This is a genomic window from Pseudoalteromonas caenipelagi, assembly GCF_013140855.1.
In the GTDB taxonomy this organism is placed as follows: domain Bacteria; phylum Pseudomonadota; class Gammaproteobacteria; order Enterobacterales; family Alteromonadaceae; genus Pseudoalteromonas; species Pseudoalteromonas caenipelagi.
Map to the genome: position 1 here is coordinate 329,971 of NZ_JABBPG010000003.1, position 23,745 is coordinate 353,715.

Sequence of the window (23,745 nt, forward strand, 5' to 3'; positions counted from 1 at the left end):
TTGTCAAAGAGGTATAGATTTGTAACAGGAGCCTGAGGCTCCTGCCGGTAAATTAGGCTTCGTAGGTAAGAGGGTCTTGCGCATTATTTAAAGAAAATGCCTCAAGGCGCTCTTGGCAGGCACCACACTTTCCGCATGCTTTCTCGCGCCCATTATAACAAGTCCACGTATCAGAATAATCAAGCCCCATTTTCAGGCCATCAGTAAGAATATCTATTTTGCTACTATTTAGATAAGGGCAGACAATTTCGATTTCTTCATAGTTAGCAATTCTACAAACATCATCCATTTTTTTGACAAACTCAGGACGACAGTCTGGGTATATCGCATGATCACCTGAATGGGCACCATAAAATACTTTATTGGCTTTTAGCGATACTGCGTAACCGACAGCCAAAGAGAGTAAAATCATATTACGGTTTGGCACGACAGTGCTTTTCATACTTTCTTCTTCGTAATGGCCTTCAGGTACGTCAATATCATCGGTCAGTGATGAACCACCGATAAGCTGATTGATAGCTGAAATATCAACTACCTTATGTGCGATATTAAGTTTCTCACATACTTGTGCTGCCACTTGTAGCTCTTTGACGTGACGCTGACCATAATTGAAAGACAGCGCATAGACTTCATAGCCTGCACGAACGGCTTTGTTTAATACGGTGTATGAGTCCATACCACCAGAATAAATGACAACAACTTTTTCGCTCATAGGTGTTTTGCCTCGATTTTGATAGAGGTTTACTTCAGGGCGCGATATACTACACGGCCGCCGAGGAAATAACAATTTCCATTGGTGTTTTTTTGAGTTTGTGAAGTTGTTACGGAGCCGTTTTGTACAAAATAAACGAAATTTTTGAAACCATACAGGGTGAGGCCAGTTACACTGGAGTGCCTTCTATTTTTTTGCGTTTGCAAGGCTGCCCTGTGGGCTGTGCTTGGTGTGATACTAAGCAAACGTGGGATGTAAATCCTACTTATTTGATTTCGTTAGATAAAACGGTTGAAAAAAAAGCTGATTCAGAATGGTGGGCGGAAGCAACTTCAGAACAAATATTGAGTTTATTTAAACAGCGTGAGTATCAAGCAAAGCATGTTGTTATAACCGGTGGTGAACCTTGTATGTTTGATTTAGTTCCGCTGTGTGAACTGTTACACGAAGCAGGCTACAGTACTCAAATAGAAACTAGCGGTACATTTGAAATTAAAGTACCCGAGCAAACTTGGGTCACAGTGTCGCCAAAAATAAATATGCGCGGTGGCTATGAAGTACTGACCAGTGCTATGCAGCGAGCAGATGAGATCAAGCACCCTGTCGCTATGCAAAAGCATGTTGAAGAACTGGAAGCTTTGTTTGAAAAAACCGGAATTACGCCAAAGCTTGTTTACTTACAACCCATAAGTCAAAAGGCTAAAGCAACTAAACTTGCGATAGACACTTGTATGAAGAAAAACTGGCGATTGTCAGTGCAAGTACACAAATATATTGGTATTAATTAAGCAAGTATTGCCAGCAGATAACAGAACGTTTGATTGGATGAACTTATCGCCATCCAATCATTGAATTACAGTTTATAGAACCTTTTTAACCCATTCATTCATATCTTTTATCACTAAAGCTAGGCGACTTTCACCCTTGCTATCATCAAATCCATGATCTAACTCAGGGTAAAATTTAAATTGAATGTTGTGCTTGTGCGATAAAGCAGCTTGCAAGGCTTCGACCTTCACGGGAGAGACATTCAGATCGGCACGTGCTTGTATAATCAGCGTTGGAATATTGATACCTTTAAGCGTGCTTAATTGGTCAATTGACAGCATTTCAAACCACCACTTGTAGCCGTGATCACTGACTATAATATCTTTGGGTGCTTGGTTGAGAATATGCTTAGCAAATCCTTTAAACTCGTTGATGCTTTGTTGAGCATCAGCCTGGTTTTGGTGCTGTGCTGTAATATTATGCACAACATCATCAATAAACCAGCGACTGCCGCCATTAAAAGCGATTACAGCATTCACATGATGTGTTGCTGCTGCTAATAAGTTCGCAACCACTGCGCCTTCACTGCCTCCCACAACTACCACCTTTTTGTAGCCATTCGCCTGTTTGACTTTATTTAACACAATATCGGCATCTGTTACCCGAGTATACGGTGAGTCGTTGTGAAGATATTCCACAGGGCAATCCTCTCGTCCAGGATTTTTATCATAGGCAAGCTTGTTGTTTAATCCATACTTCTCGATAAGTAGTAAGTCAGAATCAGGGAGGACATTTTCATAGTGTTTGCTAATGGAGTCGATATTCAAAGCACTATTACAACTAGAGCCTTGTAAAATGACTAGTAGGGCATCAGTGCTTTTTTCTTTGTTATTTTTTAAAAGGTGATAAGTAATGTTTGAGCCATCAGATCTCTCAGCCAGATATGAACTTTGAAAGCGCTCGCTTGCAGAGGAGTTAGTAGATAAAAAGACGAGTACGGCGATAATAATCCTATAGAGCATAGATTTTTCCTTAATATTTTAATTATTCAAACATCTAAAAAGCTAAGGTGATAGATAATAAACTAAGGCGAGAGTTCATTTGGATATAATGTTTTTTCAGCTTACTTTATCTTTTGGTGGTTATTTTTGCTGATTCAGAAGAGTATTTTTTGATAGCGGGGCACAGGGGTACCCCGCTCAAAAATGATAGGGATTGGCTTAGTTAGCTTGTAAGTAGTCAATTACCACTTGATGGTGGTCTTTGGTCTTAAACTTATTAAACACATGTTTGATTTTGCCATCTTGGCCTATTAAAAAGCTGATACGGTGAATACCATCGTACTCTTTACCCATAAACTTTTTAAGTCCCCACACGCCAAAGGCATCCGCTATGGCATGATCTTCGTCAGACAATAAATCAAAGTTAAGTTCTTTTTTGGTTTCAAAGTTCTTTAATTTTTTTACCGGATCTGGGCTGATCCCCACTGCAACAGTATTAAGCTCAGCAAGCGCTGCCTTATGATCTCTTAGTTGCTCAGCCTGTACCGTACAGCCAGGTGTTAGGGCTTTAGGGTAGAAATACACCAATACTTGGTTTTGCTCAAGCAGCGTAGCCAAAGAGACAGTTTCATCATTTTGATTTTGCAAATTAAAAAGAGGCGCTTGCTCGCCAGCAGTTAATGTTTTCATGTTAATCCTTAGCGAATTCGTCTTAAAATATAATCTACGTTGAGTGTATGAGAAAGATCTTCAAAACGGATTTTAAATTCATCTACGTTTACGTCGGTTGGTATATTAAACTCAATTTCACAGCGCATGTTTAAGTCATCACCTTGTTCAAAAGTATCTGACTTTAAGGAACAAATGCTTATCTGTTGCTCTGCAAAAAAGCGTGTCACTTTACTAAGCGTACCAGGTGTGTCTAAGCCTTCATACACCAGTGTGTAACCGGCGCTAAAATCTCCCTGTTGATGGGAGTTTGTGCGCTTCATCATAGTCAGAAGACCTAGCTCCATCCCTTTGACCGGTAAGCTGTGCTCTACGCGACTAATGGCAGACATGTCACCACTGAGTAACATAATAAAAGTGAATTCGTTGCCTAAAATCGCAATGCGACTGTCAATAATATTACAATGACAATCACTAACAAGCTGTGTAAGTTCACTTACTATCCCAGAACGGTCTTCACCTATTGCGGTTAATACCAGTTGTTGATTGGCAAATGCAGTCATTAATGAAATCTAACCTCTGTAAATGTACTTTTATCCACCCAAGCGATGCGAAGAATACATTGGACAATTGATATTTAACCGAAAATGGTACCACAGAATTTTGAGCTAAACATGTCTGTTTTAGAATTTATTGCCTCAAAGGCGGATAATTTTATGGCTTTCTTGTGTTTATGCCCATTGGAAAGTACCATAGTTGCAAATTTTTAGGTTGATCATAACTAACCCTATAATTTCCATAGAGCTTGTCATCTTTTGGAAAATTTTGAATTGACAGTGAACCAAACCAGCATTCCCCACTCATAGTAATGAAATAACAATTAATGGGTCTGCTAAGGAGAATAATCAGTGCAGTATTGGATCCCAAAAACGTTGGCAATCGGCGTATTACTTGGTTTATCTGGATGTAGTGTTTTTACCAATGATGCGCATCATCAGCGCAACTACCGTGTAAATGAGCCTGTTCAAGTCCCAGCAAACCTACAACAGCCAGCTCAAGATCCTATGTATAAAATGGCAGTGGCGCATTTTGACAACGACCCCAAAGCGAAAGGTTATCGACCCCCGCAACAAATCTTGACTATTGCGAAAGGGAGTTGGGTTGAAGAAAATGATGAAATGGCCCGAGTTTATTTTGATAAAAATGACGGTATTGACAATCTTGTTGACTTTATCTGGCAATCAATAGACGGTGTGATGGCGCGTCATCAAAGTACATTGACAGAGGATAATCGCCAGCAGGGAGTGGTAAGCACCGATTGGTATTCGTTGATCAAGCCAGTTGAAGGGTGGTTTTGGGAAGACGAAGAGGTTATTTCTCAACAACGATTCCGTTTTTTTGTTGAGCAAAAAGAACACCAAAGAACAGCTTCATTGCGCGCTGAATTGTTGGATTATCGAAGCGAAAAAGTACAACTTAGCGACATGTTAAAGCAACAACTCGAGGCGCGAGCGATAAATGAAGTAATCACTGAGTTTGACTATTTATACCGAATATTAGAAGTGCAAGTAAGAAAGCAACAGGGCGTTTTATCTCTTGCGCTTGGTTTTGATAAGCAGGGTAATGGGGCAATGTTGACTGAACAATCAGCAGACATTGTCATCGATAGATTTGCAGGCTTTTTGGAGCGTGTTAATTTTACAATTATCAAAATTGACAATGACAATGGTGAAATATCTACCCGCTATGAGAAACCTGACGATAGTGTTTGGGATTCAATTTGGGGCGATGACGCTGTACAGCTACCTCTGGAAAGTGGTGATTATAAGATCACCGTGGCAACAACCAATGACGGCAGTACATCATTAACTTGGAAAGATGCGCAAGGAAATGTGTTGGATACCGATGTTATGGCGCAATTACAACAAGTACTATTACAAGTATTGCGTGATAAGGGCCTTACTATTTAATCGGTGGGTCGTTTTTTCAATAAGAAAAGAGCTAAGGCTCTTTTCTTTGTTTTTGTAGGCTAAATATAATGACAACACAAACAAGTCGTACTGCGGCGCTAGATTGGCGTACGCTTTTTGCATTTATTGTCCCCTCTTTAATCGGTGTTTTTTTATTCATGACACCCGTTGCTATTGGAGAGGCGATGACCATTCCCATTGCTGTGATGGCAAAAGCGTTGCAAGGGGTTGTTGGTCCATATGTTGATACTTTGATCCTCGCTATCATTTGTACAACAGGAGTAATGAGCCTTTTGGTTACACTGTTTAAGCCTGCACCATTGATGAAAATTGAATTGGTCCGCTATTTGTTTGAAGTCAGCTGGATTTGGCTAGTAACACGCGTCACTGGCATGGTGTTTATTTTAATGACTTATTTTAAAGTTGGTCCTGATATGATCAACTCCAGTCATACCGGTGCGTTGGTTCTAAATGATTTACTCCCTGTGCTTTTTTCGGTATTCATTTTAGCTGGATTGCTGCTACCTCTTTTGCTTAACTTTGGATTACTTGAATTAGTGGGAACCTTGCTGACTAAAGTAATGCGTCCATTATTTGGTGTCCCGGGCCGTAGTGCTGTTAACTGCGTAGCTTCTTGGCTTGGTGATGGCAGCGTGGGAATTTTGATGACAGCAAGACAGTATGAAGATAAATATTACACACAAAAAGAAGCCGCTATTATTGGCACGACCTTCTCCGCTGTATCAATTACTTTCTGCTTAGTGGTCATTGGTCAGGTTAAACTAGAACATTTATTTGCCCCATTCTATTTGACCGTGTGTCTTGCTGGATTCGTTGCTGCGATTATTGTCCCTCGTTTACCTCCTCTGAGATTTAAAAAAGATGTTTATGTTGATGGTACTGAGGTTGATGCTGAGGCAGAAGCTGTACCAGAGGGTAAAACTCTGTTTAAACATGCTTTAGACGTCGCTTTGTTGAAAGCGCAGAAGGCACCAGGAGTAAAAGGAACAGTGCAAGAGGGCGTTCACAATGCGCTGGATATGTTGTTTGCGGTTTTACCTGTTGTTATGGCTGTTGGGACAATGGCGTTGATAGTGGCTGAACATACCTCTATCTTTCAGGTGTTAGGCACACCTTTTGTGCCGTACCTAGAGCTATTGCAAGTACCTGAAGCTGCACAAGCTGCGCAAACCATCGTTGTGGGTTTTGCCGATATGTTTATACCTTCTATCTTGGCAGCCAGTAATATTGAAAGTGACGTAACGCGCTTTATTGTTGCCGCAATGAGTGTGACACAGCTAATATATATGTCTGAGGTTGGCGCTCTGTTACTAGGCAGCAAAATACCAGTCAATTTATTTGAGCTGTTTGTTATTTTTATATTGCGTACACTAGTGACATTGCCGGTGATCGCACTAATGGCGCACTGGCTGGTGGGTTAATTAATACGATTTAATTTATGCGTGGGATGAATTTACGCTCATTCCACGTCTTTATCTTTTCTTTGAACTGTATGCTCAGTTGGCTTAGTTTGTTTATCAATCTTGCCTTTTATATCGAATTTGGCTGAGTATTTGAGTAATGCAATGTTACTCCAAACTACCGCAAGCACGGTGGCAATGATCAAAATGATATGCCAAGTTTCTAATTGCTCCAGCATGATGCCCCTCGTTTCATATTTACAGTGTTTGTATCTTTTTAACTTATAAACAATACAAACTGAAGTGTTGTACTGCATTGTAGAGGTTTTGCTTCTTTACTGACAATTTATCTGTCAATTGTGTGAGATTTAATTAAGCATTTTTAACGCTATATTGGTATCATTCACCCAACAGTCAGGCTTTGGCACTTAGTCTGACAAAGACAGTAAATTTGGTTTTGTAAAAGGTGAAAACTTGCTCATGGAACATGTTTTAATTTGGCCATCTCAGTACCCGTTGTTGCTGCGTGGATTAATAGAGCAAAATGGTGCATTTATATTGGATGCATTAGAGTCTTGGCCAAATTGTAAGACGAGTAAAGATGAACAAGGTGTAGAGACAACCGTTTTGCCACCGTTGTTTTACCTACAATGGCTGAAACCGCTTGAGCCGTTTGAGTCATGTTACTTTCAGCATATTGATGAATATGACGAACAACAGCAGTCCTACACTCAGCAATTATTTGCCCATATTGAACAGTCAGGCATGACGCGAGAAGAACTGACTATTATGTTGTTAAAGCGCGTCTCTCAATACAGTGATCTCATGCTGCAAAAAGACGCTGTTGCGTCCCCCAACTTCTTTGACTTATTAGTATCGTTGAAGTACGACCAAGTGTTTAATTGGTGCCTGGAATCAGGCATGAAATTAACGGCATTAGAAACGTGTAGAATGTGGGAGCAAAAAGATTTTAAGGTTGCGATAGAACAACATATTGCAACCTGTATTAGCGAACCTGACAAGACCGCGCAAATGGCAACCGATAAACTGCTGCAAGACAGCGGTGAATTTTATCATTTATTAGAACTTGTTTATGACGATAAAGCACAGATAGAGCAGTTACTTGAGCAGGCATTATTAAATCAAGTTATGTCAGATGATGTGAAACAACCTAAGTTGATGAATTTGCTAGCTCAGGGAGCTAAAGGCTCTGAGCGAGATGCGCAAGGTAGAACGGCTTTAATGTGGGCGGTAGAAAAAGGATTTGTGAACGTTGTTGAAAAGCTCCTTCCCAATCATGATGTAAACGAAATAGATGAGCAAGGCCAGACGTTGATGCATTTTGCTGTGAAGTCTAACTTGGCCAGTATGATTGACTTGATAATGAATCAGGGTGTTGAGGCTACCAAACCGGATAGTTTAGGGCAAAGCCCGTATCGGTTGGCGATGAAATTGTCTTTGGTCGTTGCAAAAAAAACGCTCGAGCAACATGGTATCAAAGAGTTGTCTGAACAAGGAAAGCTAGTAAAAATCAAGCAGGTGCATTTTTTGTATGCATTGGTTAGTCTGTTATTACCTGTGCAACTTGCGCTGTTTTTTAGTGAGCAAGTTGCAGACAAGTCACTGCTTGTTTGGGGAGCAACAGGGGTAGGGGTACTTCTATTTTGGTTTGCGCGATGGGTTAGGCGTGGACAGCTTTATCCTAATATGAGCCACCCATGGTCTTTAAAAGGTCTCAGTGCTTTGAGTTGGTTTAGTGTTAGCGCTCAAGTATTATTTGCATTATTAATATTGAGTACTTTGCTGCGAGGTTAAATCTCTCGCAGCATAAACATATCAGTCTTTTTTCTCACTATTGTGAGCGGCTTTTTCTTCGGCAAGTTCATCCTTTAACTTACGAATTTTTAATCCCAGTTCCTGTCCCCTATGACGGGCATAATAAGTGCAACCGACGAACATAGCGGTGGCAAAAATGAGCTCCAGCGCCACCCAAATAATTTCCTCAGGTGAGACCCAAAGCAAGCTAAGGCTATGAATGAAATAGATCATAACGATAAAGTTCGCCCAAGCGTATGTATAGGGTTTGTCTTGGATGATCCCTTTTAAGGGGAGCAGTAAAGGCAAAATGTATACGGCGAATACAAAGCCATTACTGTAGCCTTCGCGTGGCGCGAGTATAAATAGCCACGTAGGCATCAGAATTAACAGACCAATATAGCCAAACAACGCGAGTCGTTGGTAGGTTAAAGTTATGGGCTTTTTACTAGGTTTTGTCATTTTAATTTACTTGCAATGTTAAATAGTCGGGTACCAACTGCACGGCAAATCCGTTTTTCGCACTCACTTAATTGGTTTGAGTTGTTTTTTCCGGCTACGTGGCTGGCACCATAAGGTGTTCCACCCGACGTTGTGTTTAGTAACTCAGGCACATCATAAGGAACGCCAAGTAACATCATACCGTGGTGCAACAACGGTAATGATAAGTTCAGTAGTGTTGCTTCATTGCCACCGTGCATACTGCTTGAAGATGAAAAAACGCAGGCAGGTTTATCTATGAGTTGGCCTTTTAACCACAAGTCACTGGTGGTTTCCCAAAACGTTTTAGCTTGCGCTGCCATCATGCCAAAGCGGGTTGGTGTGCCAAACGCTAGCGCATCGCACTCAATAAGGTCTTGTTTACTAATGATTTGATCAAACTCATTTTTTTTCTCGAATGTTCTGAGCTTTACATCTGCACCATGAGATTCAATAGTATCACCAATTTCATGCGCCATGGCTTCGACAGAACCATGGCTTGAGTGATAAAGAACAACAATATTAACCATTAAAGGATGTTCAACACAGATTCAGGTGGACGACCTATTGCAGCTTTTTGTTGATTAACTACGATGGGCCGTTCGATAAGTTTAGGATTAGCAATCATTGCTTGGCGAAGCGTAGACTCTTCGGTTTCTTTACTGAGCCCAAGCTCTTTGTAAAGTGTTTCTTTGCTTCTCACTAACTGATGGGCTGAGTCAAAGCCAAGTTGTTGAATTAATTTATCAAGAGTCTCTAAACTCATCGGGTTTTTTAAGTATTCAACCACTTGAGCATTTACTCCTTGTGCTTCGAGTAAGGCAAGAGTTTCGCGAGATTTTGAGCAGCGCGGATTATGGTAAATTGTAACTGACATATCCATTCCTAAAAATTTTTGCTTATTTTAATAGATGTAACTTGCGACTTAAAGCTTAGCGAGTTCTTTTTGCATCTGCCGGTATTGGCTCAGCAGTGCTTTAAGTCTTGCTTCTTTTACAGATTCTTGTTTATTGGTGTGGTTCAAAGCGCGCTGTATTTCATCTGCAGCTTTGATGTAAGCGCCGTACTGGGCAAGTAAACTTGCATGCATTTCATGATAAGCTGCTTTGTCACCTTGCTCCTTATAAACCTTAGTTAACAAGTCTTTAGCCAGAGCATGTTCTGGTTTCTCTAGTAAAAATAATTTTAATAGTTTTTCCGCTTTATCCAGCTGTTTTGCTTCGATAGCCGCATTTGCTAAATTTAGCGTAATAACCTGATTATTTGGACGAAACTCGTGTTTTAGCTGTAGCAGCTTAGTGGCTTGTTCTGGCTGTTTTTGTGCAATTAACAGATCAGTGTATGCATCTAAATAAAAAAGATTGTTTTCATCTTGCTCTAGCAGTTTATCAAGTAAAGCCTGCGACTGTTCCAATTTGCCTTGGTCCAGCAAGCTAAGTGCTAAACCGTATTCTAAAGCTTGTTTACTCATCTCGGTGGCTTTTAGGCGTAGCTGATTTTCAAAAAAACTCTGCGCATGTTGGCTTTCAAAATGGTAACGCGCTAGCACACGACTCTTTGCTAATTCAAATTTTAAGCTAGCAGGGACGTAGCGTGGTGCAAATTGTTGTGCTCTTAGACGAACATCCGAAATGCGTGACTCCGGTAATGGGTGCGTAAGTAAAAAAGCGGGGGGTTTTGTCTGGTAACGTACTTGTGCTGCGAGCTTTGTCAGAAATTCACTAGATTGCGAGGGGTCAAATCCTGCTTCATACAGTGTTTGCATACCAAAGCGGTCAGCTTCTTGTTCAGCTTTTCTACTATGTGATAATTGGTTTAACTGAGATTGTGTTGAGTTAGCGGAAATAATGGCCATGCCTGCGTCTGGGGCTACAATCGTGGTGAGTATGCCTGCAATCATACCTGCTAACGTAAGGGCACTATTGTCTTTGGCTTGCTGCATACGCCTAGCTAGGTGACGTTGTGTTACGTGTGCTACTTCGTGACCAAGTACAGAGGCAAGCTGAGATTCGTTGTCAGCTTGCGCGATTAATCCTGTATGTACGCCAACATGCCCGCCATAAAAGGCAAATGCATTGATAGCTTGATTATCTATCCAAAAGAATGAAAATCCAAAACGTACATCATTGGCATTGGCTACAAGCTTATTGCCCAAACTTGTTAAATATTCGTCGAGGACAGGGTCTTGCACTAAAGGAAGTTGACTTCTGATCTGCATCATCATCACTTCGCCAATGGCTTGCTCTTTTTCAAGCGGTAAAACTTGCAGTGCGGATGTGCCTAAATCTGGTAGTTTTATAGCACTTTGTCCATGACTGGTATGACTTGCTATAAGCAGAATCGACCCTACAACGGCATGGGCTAGAGTGGTTAATCGCATATTATTCCTTTTTGACATCATCACCGTACTTAAGCCTTGCGAGATCAAGCTCATCACTGCTGGTACGGGCATCTTTTTCACACATTAAATAAAAGTCCTTTATTGTGACCCCATCAATAGAGACAATGTTCAGTTGTGCTTGTAAAAAAGCAATAACTTTGTGGACCGCCTTGTGTGCATGCAAAATAAGTGCTTTGTCTGCAGTGTCGCCACGCTCGAAGTAGAAGCCAATAAACTTATGCAACTGGTTAATTCGGATCAGAGTTTTCATGCTATGAGGGTCCCAAATATTGAACCCGATCAGACTGTTGTCTTTCATGTAGCGGTCAACTTTGACATTTTTTGCGTAGGGGAAAGCCCACAGCTCAAACCCTCTATCGGTGAAAACTTGATGAAGCGCTACTTTTGGTTTTTCTTCGCAATGAATAACACCGTGCTCATCTTCATAACCACCTAATAGTTGTAAATTCCAGTTGGGTTTATGCAGTACTCTTTTAACTGCATTATCAAATCCGTGGTGCAGTATCCCTTCTGTTTCACCAATTGAAGATGCAACCATGTGATAAAAAGGAGGTAGTTCCCCCCAGTTTATCTGCTTTTTATACCAATTGATCTCTTTGAGTGTAGGGTTGGCAGGCAAACTAGCCTTACTATTTGCTTTAGGCATGACAAGCCGTACTCCGAATTTTTCTCTATCTAAAAGGATAAACCATTGCGCGAGTTCAAGCCATAGGATCTGGCTTTTAAGTTACTTTACCTTAATGCTACCATGTGAATATTGCTTGAACATCCGACCAGAGGCTTAAAACGTATGGCGACAGCGCTAAAAATGGACTTATCACTTTATCAGTGTCCGCAGTTTTTCGTTCAATTCAAATGGCAATTAAAACAAGCTCAGCAGCAACAAGCTGAAAAAGTACAATTTTATTATCTTCGAGAGCAAGATATTGGTGATATAGTACGTTACCTTGAGCAGCACAAATTTACCTATTCACACCATCAAGGCACAGAGCCATTTTTAGAGGTAAGCATCGACCATGTTTGATATTGTAAAAGCTTGGTACCAAAATAAGTTTTCTGATCCACACTCTGTTACTTTGCTACTGATGCTTATTGCATCTGTAGCGATGTTGTATTTCTTTGGGCCTTTTGTTGTCCCAGTGCTAATTGCTTTGGTCATTGCTTATTTACTCGATTGGCCAGTAAGTCGACTTCAAAAATTTATACCTAATAGAACACTGGCAACAACGTTAGTGATTTTACTTTTTGTGGGACTATGTCTTGCAATGCTACTGGGTATTGTGCCTGTGCTTTGGCAACAAACAAGTAATTTGTTGCAAGAAAGCCCACATATGATAGAGCAAGGGAAAGCGTTTTTATTACATTTACCTGAGAAATATCCTACTTTGATTTCTGCTGAGCAAGTAAAAGTTTTGGTATCAAGCGTTGAAGCAAAAGTGATTGAGCTTGGTCAGGTGTTGGTATCTATCTCTTTGACATCACTTAAAGATGCAGTGGCATGGTTAATATATTTGATACTTGTACCATTGCTGGTATTTTTCATGCTCAAAGACAAAGTGATCTTAACACGTGGAATAGAGGCAATGATCCCAAAAGAGCGTCGTCTTATCACACAAGTATGGTCAGAGATGGATCATCAAATCATGAACTATATTCGCGGTAAAGTGCTCGAAATAGGGGTTGTTGGTAGTGTTAGTTTTGTTGCCTTTTCTATTCTTGATTTACGCTATTCTGCATTGTTAGGTGCGTTGGTTGGCCTATCGGTTTTAATTCCCTTTGTTGGCGCTGCATTAGTGACTATCCCTGTAGCAGCTGTTGCAATGTTCCAATTTGGAGTAGAAGCTCAGTTTTGGACAGTTGTGATTGTCTATGGTGTTATTCAGGCGCTCGATGGCAACGTGTTAGTACCGTTACTGTTTTCTGAGGCTGTAGATTTAAACCCCGTCTATATCATAGTTGCTGTGTTATTTTTTGGTGGCTTGTGGGGCTTTTGGGGTGTGTTTTTTGCCATTCCATTGGCATCGTTAGTTAAAGCGCTCGTCAATGCTTGGTCAACTCAGCGAGTAGATGACCATAGCGAGGTTGAAAAAGGCACTTTATAGTGCCTTTTTTATTGAGCTGGACCGGTACTTTCTCGTACCACTAGGCTTGGGGTAAATGTCGTAATAATGTCTTTATCGTGTTTTCTTGAGCCTCGCGCTTTACTAAACAATAATCTAGCAGCGTGTTCGGATATAACATCGTTAGCTTGATGTGCAGTGGTTAACTTAGGCCAAGTCTGTCTTGAGAAGGGAGAGTCTTCGAAGCCTGTGATTGATAATTCTGCAGGGATATCAATATTCATTAACCTTGCCGCGAATAGGGCTCCCGCCGCTACCTCATCGTTACCTCCCAAGATGGCAGTAATATTATTTGGGTTGCCATCTTTTAGTAATTCTTTCGCACCATTTACGCCAGATTCAAAAGAGTAGCTACCTTCATAAATGAGTTTATCTGAAGGCTCGATATTATGATCCCTAAGGGCTTGGTGGTAACCAGCCAAACGTTCTGAGGTAGATTTATGTTCTTTGTCGCCCAGCACAAAGGCAATACGCGTATGTCCCAAAGACAGCAAATGCTCGGTAATCTCATAGGCAGCTGCAAAGTCGTTGACTAAGATACAATTGTTACGCTCGGTGATATCCGTGTCTCGGCCTGATAATAGACGTACGTACTGTACGCCCATTTCATCGAGCATTTCTATGATACTTTGCTGCTCGGATAACGGGGGAGTCAAAACAAGGCCAGCTAAACGTGAGCGCTTAATCATTGTTTTGAATTCATCCTGCATATTAGTATCAAGATAACTACAAGGGTGAATGACAAGTTCGTAACCTTCTTCTTTGCATCTAGAGAGAACGCCATTTTGCATATCAATTACGTAATAGGCATTTGGGTTGTCATAAACAAGTCCGATAGCAAAGGAAGAAGTGCCAGCGAGGTTTCGCGCAGCGATATTAGGCTGATAATTCAACTCATTTACTGCACTCATTACCAAGTCATAAGTTTTTTTGCGAACGGAGGGTTCTTTATTGATCACCCGTGAGACGGTTTTCATTGATACACCGGCTAACTTAGCGACATCGTTTATGGTGACTTTCATTTTTTTATTCTTTTATGTGCGTGAGCTTTTGTAACTTGCTCAAAATTCATTAAATGATCATGTGAGTAGCTTAGTCTATCTAATCTAAATCAAAAATAGCAGTATAAATATCACAAATAAATGAATGATACCGGTGTCAAAAGTATAAAATTGCGTTATTATCCACATTGTAAAATTGAAAATAAGAAAATTGACAGCGTTGTCATTGTAGCTTAAGGTAGGCGTTGAAAATAGTCTTTTGCTTGCATAATCAGTACGTAAACTGCATTGCAAGCTTCATGTTATGTTAGGGGATGAGTATGAGTTGCCGTCGTGAGTTGTCGAGTTGGCAGGCGTTAGAGCAATCTGCAGCAAAATTAAAGCAACAACAATTAAAAACCTTGTTTGCACAAGACCCATCGCGTTTTGCGAAGTTTTCTTGCCAAATTCAGGGGGTTTTGTTCGATTACTCGAAGCAATTGATTGATGATGAAAGCTTTTCGCAACTCATATCGCTAGCAGAGCAGGTTGATATCGCATCTTGGCGCAACAAAATGTTCAGTGGAGAAAAGATTAACTTCACTGAAGATAGAGCTGTTCTACATGTTGCGCTTAGAAATAGAAGTAATACACCGATTTTTGTTGACGATTCAGACGTCATGCCATTGGTTAATGACGAGCTTGAGAAAATTAGGCAATTTACCGATCGAGTCCGCAGTGGTAAGTGGCTTGGCTACTCTGGTAAAACTGTTAAAAATGTGGTGGCAATTGGTGTTGGCGGTTCAAACCTTGGGCCACAAATGGTCACTGAGGCATTAGCAAATTATGCTGATGATACATTGAATGTACATTATGTATCCAACGTAGATGGCGTGCAATTAGCGGGTGTTTTAAATGATCTAGACCCACAAACAACGCTTTTTGTTATTTCATCAAAGACCTTCACCACATCAGAGACCATGACCAATGCGCGTTCAGCCGTTAAGTGGTTTTTGGAACACGCAGAAAAAGAAGCTATTGCAAAGCACTTTGTAGCAGTCAGCACAAATTTAGAAAAAACACGCGAGTTCGGTATTGCGGATGAAAATGTATTTACCATGTGGGATTGGGTCGGCGGCCGATTCTCATTATGGAGCGCAATTGGTTTGCCGATTGCTTTGTACTTAGGCTTTGACAAATTTGTTGAAGTGCTTGAGGGGGCATTTGAAGTAGATGAACACTTCAAAAATGCGTCGCCGGAACAAAATATTCCATTGATTATGGCGTTATTGAGTGTATGGAATACCAGCTTTTTGGGGCACACTGCTCAGGCAATTCTACCGTATGATCAAGCGTTACATATGTTGCCTGCATACTTACAACAAGGTGAAATGGAAAGTAACGGAAAGCATGTTACTTTTGATGGTCAAATTGTACCGTACACCACCGTACCGCTAATTTGGGGAATGACGGGGATTAACGGCCAACATGCATTTTATCAGTATCTCCATCAAGGCAATAATATTGTACCAGCAGATTTCATTGCCTCGGTACAACCTCAGGTTAAGGTAGACAAGCATCATGATATTCTGTTGTCAAACTTCTTTGCACAAACAGAAGCTATGATGGCGGGAGTAGATGAACAACAAGTTCGTTCTGACTTACAAGCGAAAGGTAAAACAGAACAAGAAATTGAAAGTTTAGTTGCTCATAAAATTCATCAGGGTAATAGGCCAACAACGTCAATTTTATTAGATGTTGTAGATGCCAAGTCAGTTGGACGCTTGATTGCTTTGTATGAGCATAAGATATTCTGTCAGGGAATTATTTTGCAGATCTGCTCCTTTGATCAATGGGGTGTTGAACTGGGTAAAGGGCTGGCATCCGCGATAGAAGCTGAGCTTACACAGCAAGGGGTTAATCACCCTCATGATAGTTCAACGGCAGGCTTAATTGCTTATTATAAAAATAATCGATAATTGGAAAAAATTCGTCTTTTTTGAAAGACAACCAGTTCACTCAACGTGAAAAAATACCTTTGAACGGGTAGCGCTGGAGTTCTTAGGGCCTGTATTTTTGTGAGAGGAATTACAGTGCCCCTAAGACTCATTTTCTGGCTAGTACATCTTCTTAGAGCCAACCTCGTAAAGGTAATTTGCAAGAAAAAATTACCGTCTCACTTTGTCGTTGAACTGTTACAATCGAATTCAATACTGCTGAAAAGCAGCGTCTGGTAGGCTAGGAATATGGCGTGACCAGACATTAACAATAAATGCACAGTCAGTGAACAGGAACTGTTTAGCTGTGCTTAACCTTGTAGAGAGTAATTTATGCTTAATCCTTTTGATATTGTAATTTTTGGTGGGGGCGGAGATTTAGCATTACGCAAGCTATTGCCTGCGATGTATCGCGCATATCAAGAAGGTAATTTACCTGAAGGCTCTCGAATCTTGCCGACTGTTCGTGAAGAAAGTAAAAAACAAGAATATATCGAAACAGCACAGCAAGCATTAAAGTCTTTTTTAGGTGAAGGTGAGTTTAATAACCGAGATTGGAAAGCGTTTTCAGCTTTCTTAGTGCCTGTGGTAATTAATGTTACTGAGCCGGATGGTCACTGGGATGAATTAAGAACACTTCTAGAGCAAGATGCTTTAGATAAATCTAGAGTATTCTACTTATCATTACCGCCAGCTGTTTATGGTACTTGTTGTGAAATTTTATCTTCGAAAAAGCTCATTACTGATACTTCAAGAGTCGTGGTTGAAAAACCAATTGGCTATTGTGGTGAATCCGCAGAAGAAATTAACGCTAAGATCGCACAGTACTTCACTGAAGAACAAATTTTCCGAATCGACCATTATTTAGGTAAAGAAACGGTTCAAAACCTTATGGCGTTGAGATTTTCAAACGTCTTATTCGAAAACCTGTGGGATGCAAAGTCTATAGACAATATTCAAATCAGCATTTCTGAGACTGTTGGGTTGGAGTCACGCGCAGGATTTTATGACAAAGCTGGTGCACTGCGAGATATGGTACAAAACCATTTACTGCAATTGCTATGCTTAGTGGCAATGGAATCACCGCACAAGCTTAATGCAAATAGAATTCGTGCCGAAAAGCTCAAGGTATTGGAAGCATTGCGACCGTTGATAGATGAGCAAGTAGACGCAAATATTGTTCGTGGTCAATATGTACCAGGCGACTTAAATGGCAAACTCGTTCCTGGGTACTTGGAAGAGTTAGGTGAGGGCTCAAGTACAACTGAGACATTTGTCGCAATTCGCGCTCATATTGATAATTGGCGCTGGGCCGGCGTACCGTTTTACTTGCGAACGGGTAAGCGTATGAAAAAGCGTTGCGCAGAAATTGTCGTGGAATACAAACCGGTATCTCACAATGTGTATGATGAATCTGTAGGTCCCATTCAACCAAACCGTTTGGTCATTCGTCTGCAACCAGAAGAAACTATCCAGCTGACACTTATGTCAAAGCGCATGGATAACTTAAATATGGAATTACAACCAGTTACTTTGAATATCGAACTGAGTGAGCAATATGGCTCAAGTTTTCATTCGGATGCGTATAAACGTTTGATGTTGGATGCTGCTGCAAATAACCCAGCACTCTTTATTCACCGTGATGAAGTGCGTCAAGCATGGCAGTGGATTGACCCAATTATTGAGCGTTGGCAACAAAAGGGTACTCCTGCGTTGTATCGCGCGGGTTCTTGGGGGCCAGCTGATGCTGACGAGCTACTTCAAGAGAACAATCACGTATGGTTTAATGTGGGAGAAAAAGCATAATGGCAAACCTTACAGAGCATTTTTTTGACTCTAAAGAAGAACTGACCGCACAACTATCAGCCCTACTTGAATCTAAGTTAGTGGCAGGAATTGAAGAAAAGGGCAGTGCAGTGTTGTTGGTGTCAGGTGGTTCTTCACCTGCCCCTGCTTATAAGCATTTATCGGGTTTACCACTTGCGTGGGATAAAATATCAGTGGCAATGGTTGATGAACGCTGGGTTGATGCAAACCACGAAAAATCGAACGAAGCCTTCATTAAGAGTACGTTACTGCAAAACCATGCATCAAAAGCACGGTTTGTCACTATGAAAAATTCTGCACAAACAGCCATTGCTGGACAAGTAGAATGTGAGCTGGCCTATAAAGCACTTGGTCAAGCGGATGTGACTATCTTAGGAATGGGACCTGATGGACATACTGCGTCATTGTTTCCTCATGCAGATGGCTTAGAGCATGGGTTAAATACGTCAGACGTTGTTTGTGCAATTAATGCTAAGCAAAGCGAAGTGACGGGAAGCATTACTGAGCGCATGACCTTAACTTTAAGCGGCATTGCCAATTCCAAACAGGTAGTACTTTTGATTAGTGGTGATGAGAAAAAAGCGGTATATGAGCAGGCAAAACAAGCTGGCTCTGAGTATGATATTCCACTTCGCGCTGTTATGAATCACCCTGAAATAGATTTAATCGTATTTTGGTGCCCATAAAACAGTGATAAAGCAAAGCACCCCTAGCTTCGTTCGATAATGGTGTGCTTTGCTGTTTTTTACTAACATCGCTATTCTTGTTTTGACTCTCTCGTAACACCATCTAATTCAATAGTAATACAACCCTAAATAGTACTTAACGTGAGTGTTTGGCTCTAACAAAGCCTATATACCTTAGAGTTTACCAGCTGAATAATGCTTTCCAAAGTCAAAAATAGGCCTAAAAACGACTATATATGTAGACACCGGTTACATGAAATTCTATAATGACAGCGTTGTCATTTTGCGTATTATCTTCCTTGAATACTTCTGCCAAAGTTTTTGTTTTGTACGCATTTATGTATTTTTGTTATAGTTTCTTTGAAAATCCTTTCATTTTATTCTTACAGAACGCATTTTGTCCCCAAAATAAATTTCTGTATGTTATATTTACTAGTAATTTTGTAACAAAGCATATCAAGTCCTCATGCAATATGATTAAAATCAATTGGTTATGTTTATTGTTGAATATTTTTTGATTAATTCAATAAAAAACATGTAGCGAATTTGTAATTTACGGTGTATGGTTTGTTATTAGATGACAGCGTTGTCATCATCACTGGGCAGAAGTGATTTAAAATTCCAACAAAATGATTCAAGGGGAATCCTGTGTTAGCTAATAATTTTAAAAAAAGCTTACTAGCAGTTAACGTCGGTCTTGTACTAAGTGCAGGTATATCAGGCGTAGCAGTTGCTGCTGAAAATAACCAAGTAAAAGAAGATGTTGAAGTAATTGAAGTGCGTGGTATCCGCCGTTCACTTGAAGCAGCATTAAATACAAAGCGCTTTGCCAATGCGGTTGTTGACTCTGTCTCTGCAGAGGATATTGGTAAGTTTCCAGACAAAAACATCGCAGAATCACTACAGCGTGTAGCGGGTGTGTCAATCAACCGTGGCTTCGTCGGTGAAGGTTCAGAAGTTTCTATCCGTGGTGTAGACCCAACGTTAACTCAAGTGCAACTGAATGGTCAGTTTGTAGCGTCTACAGGCTGGTTCTCACAAGCAGCTAACCGCCGTAGCTTTAACATGGATTTAATGCCATCAGAAATGATTGCAGGCTTAGAAGTTTACAAGTCACCTGTTGCCTCAATTGATGAAGGTGGTGTTGGTGGTACGGTTGTAATGAGAACACGCAAACCACTTGAGCTAGATGCAAACACTTTCTTTGGCTCGGTTGAAGCAAATCAAAACTCATTAGCTGATGAAACAGGCTTTGGTGCGACTGGTTTAGCGAGCTGGAAAAACGATTCTGAAACGTTTGGTGTCCTTGTTATGGCATCTCAGCTAGAGCAAATCGGTCGTGCTCGTAAATCAGAGAACTACTGGGAAGAAGGCTGGTCAGCATCTGGTATCGCTGGTTTTGATCAAGACCGTGAACGCACAGCGCTTGACGTAACATTTCAATATGCGCCTAGTGACGAGCTGGAGCTTGGTGCACACTTCCTCCGTACTGAACTTGACGCATTTAATACAAACCAAAACTTCTTAACTATTAATGGTACAAGTTACGTTAATGGGTCAGGTCGTTATACTTTGCTTGACGCTGGTGCGGGTGATGTTGAAGGAAACCGTCGTTACCTTAAAGGTACTGTGACTGAAGCAGGTTGGCTTGCTCAGGATACTAACACACGTAACGCAGTGATGAAGAGCAACGTTGTAGACTTCACCGCTTCTTATATGGGTGAAAACTATAAACTGTCTGGCGCTATCGGTAAAACTTGGGCTGACGGTGGTAATGGTGGTAATGCGAATGGTCTTTGGGGTCAACCTGTAGATGGTACTAACGGCATTACTGTTGATATCGATATGGACTTAGCTAATTCAATGGTTATGGTGCCAAACGGTGTGTCTTTGACTGACACTTCATGGCAAGCAAATCAGGGTGCTTCACTGTCAAAAGTTGAGTTGGAAGATGAAGAAACATATGCTCAAATCGACCTAGATTTAGATGTTGATTGGGGTGCGATTTCTCAGTTTGAAGCAGGTATTAAAGTACGTAACCACGAGTTTACTGCCGAAGCTTATGCGCCAACGTTTAAAGACGGTGCAATCGCCGCTTTGGGTACTATCGCTGACTTCGCTGATGGTAACTTAACTGACTTTAATGAAGTAGTAACGGGTGGTACACCAACTTCTTATACCAAACTAAACGGTAGAAAATACTGGAACTACTTGAACTCAAATGTTCAGTCTTGGGATTTCCAAGAAAAGGACTGGAATACTGTTGAAGAAAAAGTGTTAGCACTGTATGCGCAAGGTAACTTTAGTGGCGACAGCTACCGCGGTAACATTGGTGTTCGTTACGTACAGACTGATACTGAGTCTCAAGCATACAATGGCTTGTTTACAGGTAAAGATGTATTCAAGGGTGACTACTCTGACTGGCTACCAAGCTTTAACTTAGCGCTTGATCTTCAAGAAGATGTTATTCTTCGTATGTCAGCTGCTAAAGTGATGACGCGTGCCGGTTACTCTCAGTTAGCTGGTGGTTATAGCGGTCTACCTGATACGGTTCCGGCAAGTGGTCGTTTACAAGCATCACGTGGTAACCCTGCAATTGAACCGTTCCGTGCAACACAAATGGACATCGGTTTAGAGTGGTACTACGATGGTAACTCGCTTGTTTCATTTGCACTATTTAACAAAGACGTAGCATCATTCATTACGACTATTAAAGTAGATGAGAACCTTACGACAGTACCTGTGCCTGGTAACTACGAAGTAAGTATTCCTGACCAAGGTCGTGGTGGTAAGATTGAAGGTGCAGAATTCCAGTGGCAGACTAACTTTGGTAATGGTTTTGGTGCGTTATTTAACTACACCTACGTTGATGCAACAGGTCAAACTGATGACGGCAAAGACATTCAATTACCAGGTTCATCACGTAATGCGTTTAACCTGACAGGTTACTATGAGAGTGACATGTTTACAGCGCGTTTAGCGTATACATCTCGCGATGAATTTTTCGCTGAAGGTACTGCGTTAGGTAATGGTAATGACTCATTTGATTCGCAATCATTCTTAGATGCGTCATTCACATGGCATGCAACTGAGAACTTTGATGTATCTCTTGAGGGTGTGAACCTAACTAACGAGATCACGTACCAACGTTTCGGTGGTGGTTTAAATACCCTTCGTGTAGTAACGGACAATGGCTCACGTTACTCGTTAAAAGCGTCTTACCGCTTTTAATTGGAATTAAAGATATAAGGAAATAAGTAAAGGGAAGGCTTGCCTTCCCTTTTTAATCTGAGCTAAATAGTAGGGCCATTTTCGAAATAGAAAAATTAAAGGTGTACGATGGAAGTAAATGAAACAATCGGTTCAGTCGTCGTTGTTGGTGGTGGCACTGCTGGGTGGATAACCGCAGCCAAATTGGCAAAACGTTTTAATAGCACGTCTGAAGGTGCTGTATCTGTCACGTTAATCGAGTCTCCTGATATTCCTACCATAGGCGTTGGCGAAGGAACTTGGCCAACAATGAGAAAGACCTTAGCATCGCTTGGTATTGACGAAAGTGAGTTTATCAGAACTTGTAACGCATCTTTCAAACAAGGCAGTAAATTTGTAAATTGGAAAGCCGCACCTACAACCACGAACAACCACTATTATCACCTATTTTCTTCTATTGCAGATCCCGCAGAATTTAATTTATCACCATACTGGCGATTAGGGTATGCAGGGACAAAGTCGTACGCTGAAGCGGTGAGTACGCAAGGCTACTTGTCAGATTTATGTAAAGCCCCAAAAGCAATTACATCAAAAGCTTATGATGGTATTCAAAGCTATGCTTATCACTTAGATGCGGGGAAATTTGCCGAGCTTTTGAAAAAGCATGCTATTGAAAAGTTGGGTGTAAAATTTTTGTCTTGTAATGTGACAGATGTTATGACTGACACTGACGGCATAACTGGCGTTATGACCGACCAATTTGGCGAAGTTGCTGGTGATTTCTTTGTCGATTGCTCAGGCTTTTCATGTTTACTTTTAGGGCAAACACTTGGGGTGCCTTTTAAATCAGTATCGGATGTATTGTTTACTGATTATGCAGTAGCGATTCAAGTGCCTTATAACGATCCTCAATGCGACATAAATAGCTGTACTATCTCTACAGCACAAGAAGCGGGTTGGATATGGGATATTGGTTTACAAAACCGTCGCGGAGTAGGCCATGTTTATAGTTCTGAGTTTATGTCACACGAGCAGGCTGAGAAACTATTACGCGAGTATATCGGTGAAGATGCACACAATTTACCCGCTAAATTAGTTAAGATGAATGTAGGTTACCGAGAAAAGTTTTGGCATAAAAATTGTGTCGCAATCGGCATGTCCGCTGCGTTTGTTGAGCCTCTGGAAGCATCCGCTATTTTTTTAATAGAAGCGGCTTCGAATATGCTTGCTGATCAACTCCCTAAGAAAAAGTCTTTACTAAACATAGTTGCAAATAAATTTAACGAGTCGTTTTTATTCAGATGGAACCGAACAATTGACTTTATTAAATTGCATTATGTGCTTTCGGAACGAGATGAACCTTTTTGGGTAAAAAATAAAAATAAAGACTCTATACCACAATCCTTACAGGATTCTCTTGAGCAGTGGGCTACAGAGCCGGTTAGCCCCTATGATTTTTCGCATGTTTATGATCCATTCCCAATGGAAAGCTATCAATACGTGCTAAACGGTATGAACTTTAACCAAGATTTGTCAGCAGGCGAGACCAAGTACTCAGACATCGACAATGCAAAAAGGGCTTTCGGCCAAATAGAGAAGTACAAGGATATGTTGATTCGAGACCTACCAAGCAACAGAGAGCTCTTAAACAAGTTGTCTTCATTTAGTTTCAGCAAGGTATAAATTCG

At 40.9% G+C, this 23,745-nt stretch carries 22 protein-coding genes; 11 read left to right on the forward strand and 11 right to left on the reverse strand.

Going from position 1 to position 23,745, the window contains the following annotated elements; genetic code table 11:
• Nucleotides 1-52: 52 nt before the first annotated feature.
• Nucleotides 53-712, reverse strand: a complete 660-nt coding sequence (gene queC / locus HG263_RS09960; protein WP_171625929.1) for a 7-cyano-7-deazaguanine synthase QueC — start codon at nucleotides 710-712, stop codon at nucleotides 53-55.
• 122 nt (nucleotides 713-834) lie between these two features.
• On the opposite strand from queC, the gene queE reads away from it, so the two are divergent.
• A complete protein-coding gene (gene queE / locus HG263_RS09965) occupies nucleotides 835-1,500 on the forward strand; it encodes a 7-carboxy-7-deazaguanine synthase QueE (RefSeq protein WP_171625930.1) in 666 nt (221 codons plus the stop codon).
• A gap of 72 nt (nucleotides 1,501-1,572) precedes the next feature.
• On the opposite strand, the gene HG263_RS09970 is transcribed toward queE, so the two are convergent.
• The 3 genes from HG263_RS09970 to HG263_RS09980 form a co-directional block, all read right to left on the reverse strand.
• A complete protein-coding gene (locus HG263_RS09970) occupies nucleotides 1,573-2,502 on the reverse strand; it encodes an alpha/beta hydrolase family protein (protein ID WP_171625931.1) in 930 nt (309 codons plus the stop codon).
• Nucleotides 2,503-2,700: 198 nt separating this feature from the next.
• On the reverse strand, nucleotides 2,701-3,171 hold the full coding sequence (bcp, locus tag HG263_RS09975) for a thioredoxin-dependent thiol peroxidase (protein ID WP_171625932.1): 471 nt from the start codon (nucleotides 3,169-3,171) through the stop codon (nucleotides 2,701-2,703).
• 8 nt (nucleotides 3,172-3,179) lie between these two features.
• Nucleotides 3,180-3,713 carry a glycine cleavage system transcriptional repressor gene (locus HG263_RS09980; protein ID WP_171625933.1) on the reverse strand — a complete coding sequence of 178 codons (534 nt, stop codon included), beginning with the start codon at nucleotides 3,711-3,713 and terminating at the stop codon, nucleotides 3,180-3,182.
• 345 nt (nucleotides 3,714-4,058) lie between these two features.
• Between HG263_RS09980 and bamC the strand changes: the two genes are divergently transcribed.
• Both bamC and HG263_RS09990 read left to right on the forward strand, forming a co-directional pair.
• Nucleotides 4,059-5,120 (forward strand): NlpB/DapX family lipoprotein, encoded by a 1,062-nt coding sequence (gene bamC, locus HG263_RS09985; RefSeq protein ID WP_171625934.1) that lies wholly within the window; start codon nucleotides 4,059-4,061, stop codon nucleotides 5,118-5,120.
• Between the two features lie 68 nt (nucleotides 5,121-5,188).
• Entirely contained in the window at nucleotides 5,189-6,562 is a 1,374-nt protein-coding gene (locus tag HG263_RS09990; RefSeq protein WP_171625935.1) for a YjiH family protein, read from the forward strand.
• A 38-nt stretch (nucleotides 6,563-6,600) separates the two neighbouring features.
• On the opposite strand, the gene HG263_RS09995 is transcribed toward HG263_RS09990, so the two are convergent.
• Complete coding sequence (locus HG263_RS09995) at nucleotides 6,601-6,780, reverse strand: DUF2897 family protein (RefSeq protein WP_171625936.1); 180 nt, start codon at nucleotides 6,778-6,780, stop codon at nucleotides 6,601-6,603.
• Between the two features lie 241 nt (nucleotides 6,781-7,021).
• Between HG263_RS09995 and HG263_RS10000 the strand changes: the two genes are divergently transcribed.
• On the forward strand, nucleotides 7,022-8,356 hold the full coding sequence (locus HG263_RS10000) for an ankyrin repeat domain-containing protein (RefSeq protein ID WP_171625937.1): 1,335 nt from the start codon (nucleotides 7,022-7,024) through the stop codon (nucleotides 8,354-8,356).
• Between the two features lie 21 nt (nucleotides 8,357-8,377).
• Here the strand turns inward: HG263_RS10000 and HG263_RS10005 are convergent, their stop codons facing one another.
• Genes HG263_RS10005 through HG263_RS10025 form a run of 5 tightly spaced genes read right to left on the reverse strand, consistent with a single transcriptional unit; the run spans nucleotide 8,378 to nucleotide 11,883 of the window.
• Nucleotides 8,378-8,818, reverse strand: coding sequence for a DUF2069 domain-containing protein (locus tag HG263_RS10005; protein WP_171625938.1), 441 nt, complete (start codon nucleotides 8,816-8,818; stop codon nucleotides 8,378-8,380).
• Nucleotides 8,815-9,366, reverse strand: a complete 552-nt coding sequence (gene wrbA / locus HG263_RS10010) for an NAD(P)H:quinone oxidoreductase (RefSeq protein ID WP_171625939.1) — start codon at nucleotides 9,364-9,366, stop codon at nucleotides 8,815-8,817. The genes HG263_RS10005 and wrbA overlap by 4 nt, the downstream gene beginning before the upstream one ends.
• A complete protein-coding gene (gene arsC / locus HG263_RS10015; RefSeq protein ID WP_171625940.1) occupies nucleotides 9,366-9,713 on the reverse strand; it encodes an arsenate reductase (glutaredoxin) in 348 nt (115 codons plus the stop codon). Before arsC ends, wrbA begins: the two co-directional genes overlap by 1 nt.
• 48 nt (nucleotides 9,714-9,761) lie before the next feature.
• Complete coding sequence (bepA, locus tag HG263_RS10020) at nucleotides 9,762-11,216, reverse strand: beta-barrel assembly-enhancing protease (protein ID WP_171625941.1); 1,455 nt, start codon at nucleotides 11,214-11,216, stop codon at nucleotides 9,762-9,764.
• 1 nt (nucleotide 11,217) lies between these two features.
• The gene (locus HG263_RS10025) at nucleotides 11,218-11,883 is read right to left on the reverse strand and encodes a hypothetical protein (RefSeq protein WP_171625942.1); all 666 of its coding nucleotides are present in this window, start codon (nucleotides 11,881-11,883) and stop codon (nucleotides 11,218-11,220) included.
• A gap of 144 nt (nucleotides 11,884-12,027) precedes the next feature.
• Between HG263_RS10025 and HG263_RS10030 the strand changes: the two genes are divergently transcribed.
• Together HG263_RS10030 and HG263_RS10035 are read left to right on the forward strand one after the other, a co-directional pair.
• Complete coding sequence (locus HG263_RS10030; RefSeq protein WP_171625943.1) at nucleotides 12,028-12,261, forward strand: hypothetical protein; 234 nt, start codon at nucleotides 12,028-12,030, stop codon at nucleotides 12,259-12,261.
• Nucleotides 12,254-13,339 carry an AI-2E family transporter gene (locus tag HG263_RS10035; protein ID WP_171625944.1) on the forward strand — a complete coding sequence of 362 codons (1,086 nt, stop codon included), beginning with the start codon at nucleotides 12,254-12,256 and terminating at the stop codon, nucleotides 13,337-13,339. Before HG263_RS10030 ends, HG263_RS10035 begins: the two co-directional genes overlap by 8 nt.
• A gap of 8 nt (nucleotides 13,340-13,347) precedes the next feature.
• Here HG263_RS10035 and HG263_RS10040 read toward each other — a convergent pair whose 3' ends face one another.
• On the reverse strand, nucleotides 13,348-14,379 hold the full coding sequence (locus HG263_RS10040; RefSeq protein ID WP_171625945.1) for a LacI family DNA-binding transcriptional regulator: 1,032 nt from the start codon (nucleotides 14,377-14,379) through the stop codon (nucleotides 13,348-13,350).
• Between the two features lie 299 nt (nucleotides 14,380-14,678).
• Here HG263_RS10040 and pgi point away from each other — a divergent pair, with 299 nt between their 5' ends.
• The 5 genes from pgi to HG263_RS10065 all read left to right on the forward strand — a co-directional run bounded on the left by pgi (nucleotide 14,679) and on the right by HG263_RS10065 (nucleotide 23,740).
• Nucleotides 14,679-16,316 carry a glucose-6-phosphate isomerase gene (gene pgi, locus HG263_RS10045; RefSeq protein WP_171625946.1) on the forward strand — a complete coding sequence of 546 codons (1,638 nt, stop codon included), beginning with the start codon at nucleotides 14,679-14,681 and terminating at the stop codon, nucleotides 16,314-16,316.
• A gap of 351 nt (nucleotides 16,317-16,667) precedes the next feature.
• Nucleotides 16,668-18,140, forward strand: coding sequence for a glucose-6-phosphate dehydrogenase (zwf, locus tag HG263_RS10050; RefSeq protein WP_171625947.1), 1,473 nt, complete (start codon nucleotides 16,668-16,670; stop codon nucleotides 18,138-18,140).
• Complete coding sequence (gene pgl / locus HG263_RS10055) at nucleotides 18,140-18,847, forward strand: 6-phosphogluconolactonase (RefSeq protein WP_171625948.1); 708 nt, start codon at nucleotides 18,140-18,142, stop codon at nucleotides 18,845-18,847. The genes zwf and pgl overlap by 1 nt, the downstream gene beginning before the upstream one ends.
• A gap of 648 nt (nucleotides 18,848-19,495) precedes the next feature.
• Entirely contained in the window at nucleotides 19,496-22,078 is a 2,583-nt protein-coding gene (locus HG263_RS10060; RefSeq protein ID WP_171625949.1) for a TonB-dependent receptor, read from the forward strand.
• Between the two features lie 108 nt (nucleotides 22,079-22,186).
• Nucleotides 22,187-23,740 carry a tryptophan halogenase family protein gene (locus HG263_RS10065; protein WP_171625950.1) on the forward strand — a complete coding sequence of 518 codons (1,554 nt, stop codon included), beginning with the start codon at nucleotides 22,187-22,189 and terminating at the stop codon, nucleotides 23,738-23,740.
• Nucleotides 23,741-23,745: the final 5 nt, after the last annotated feature.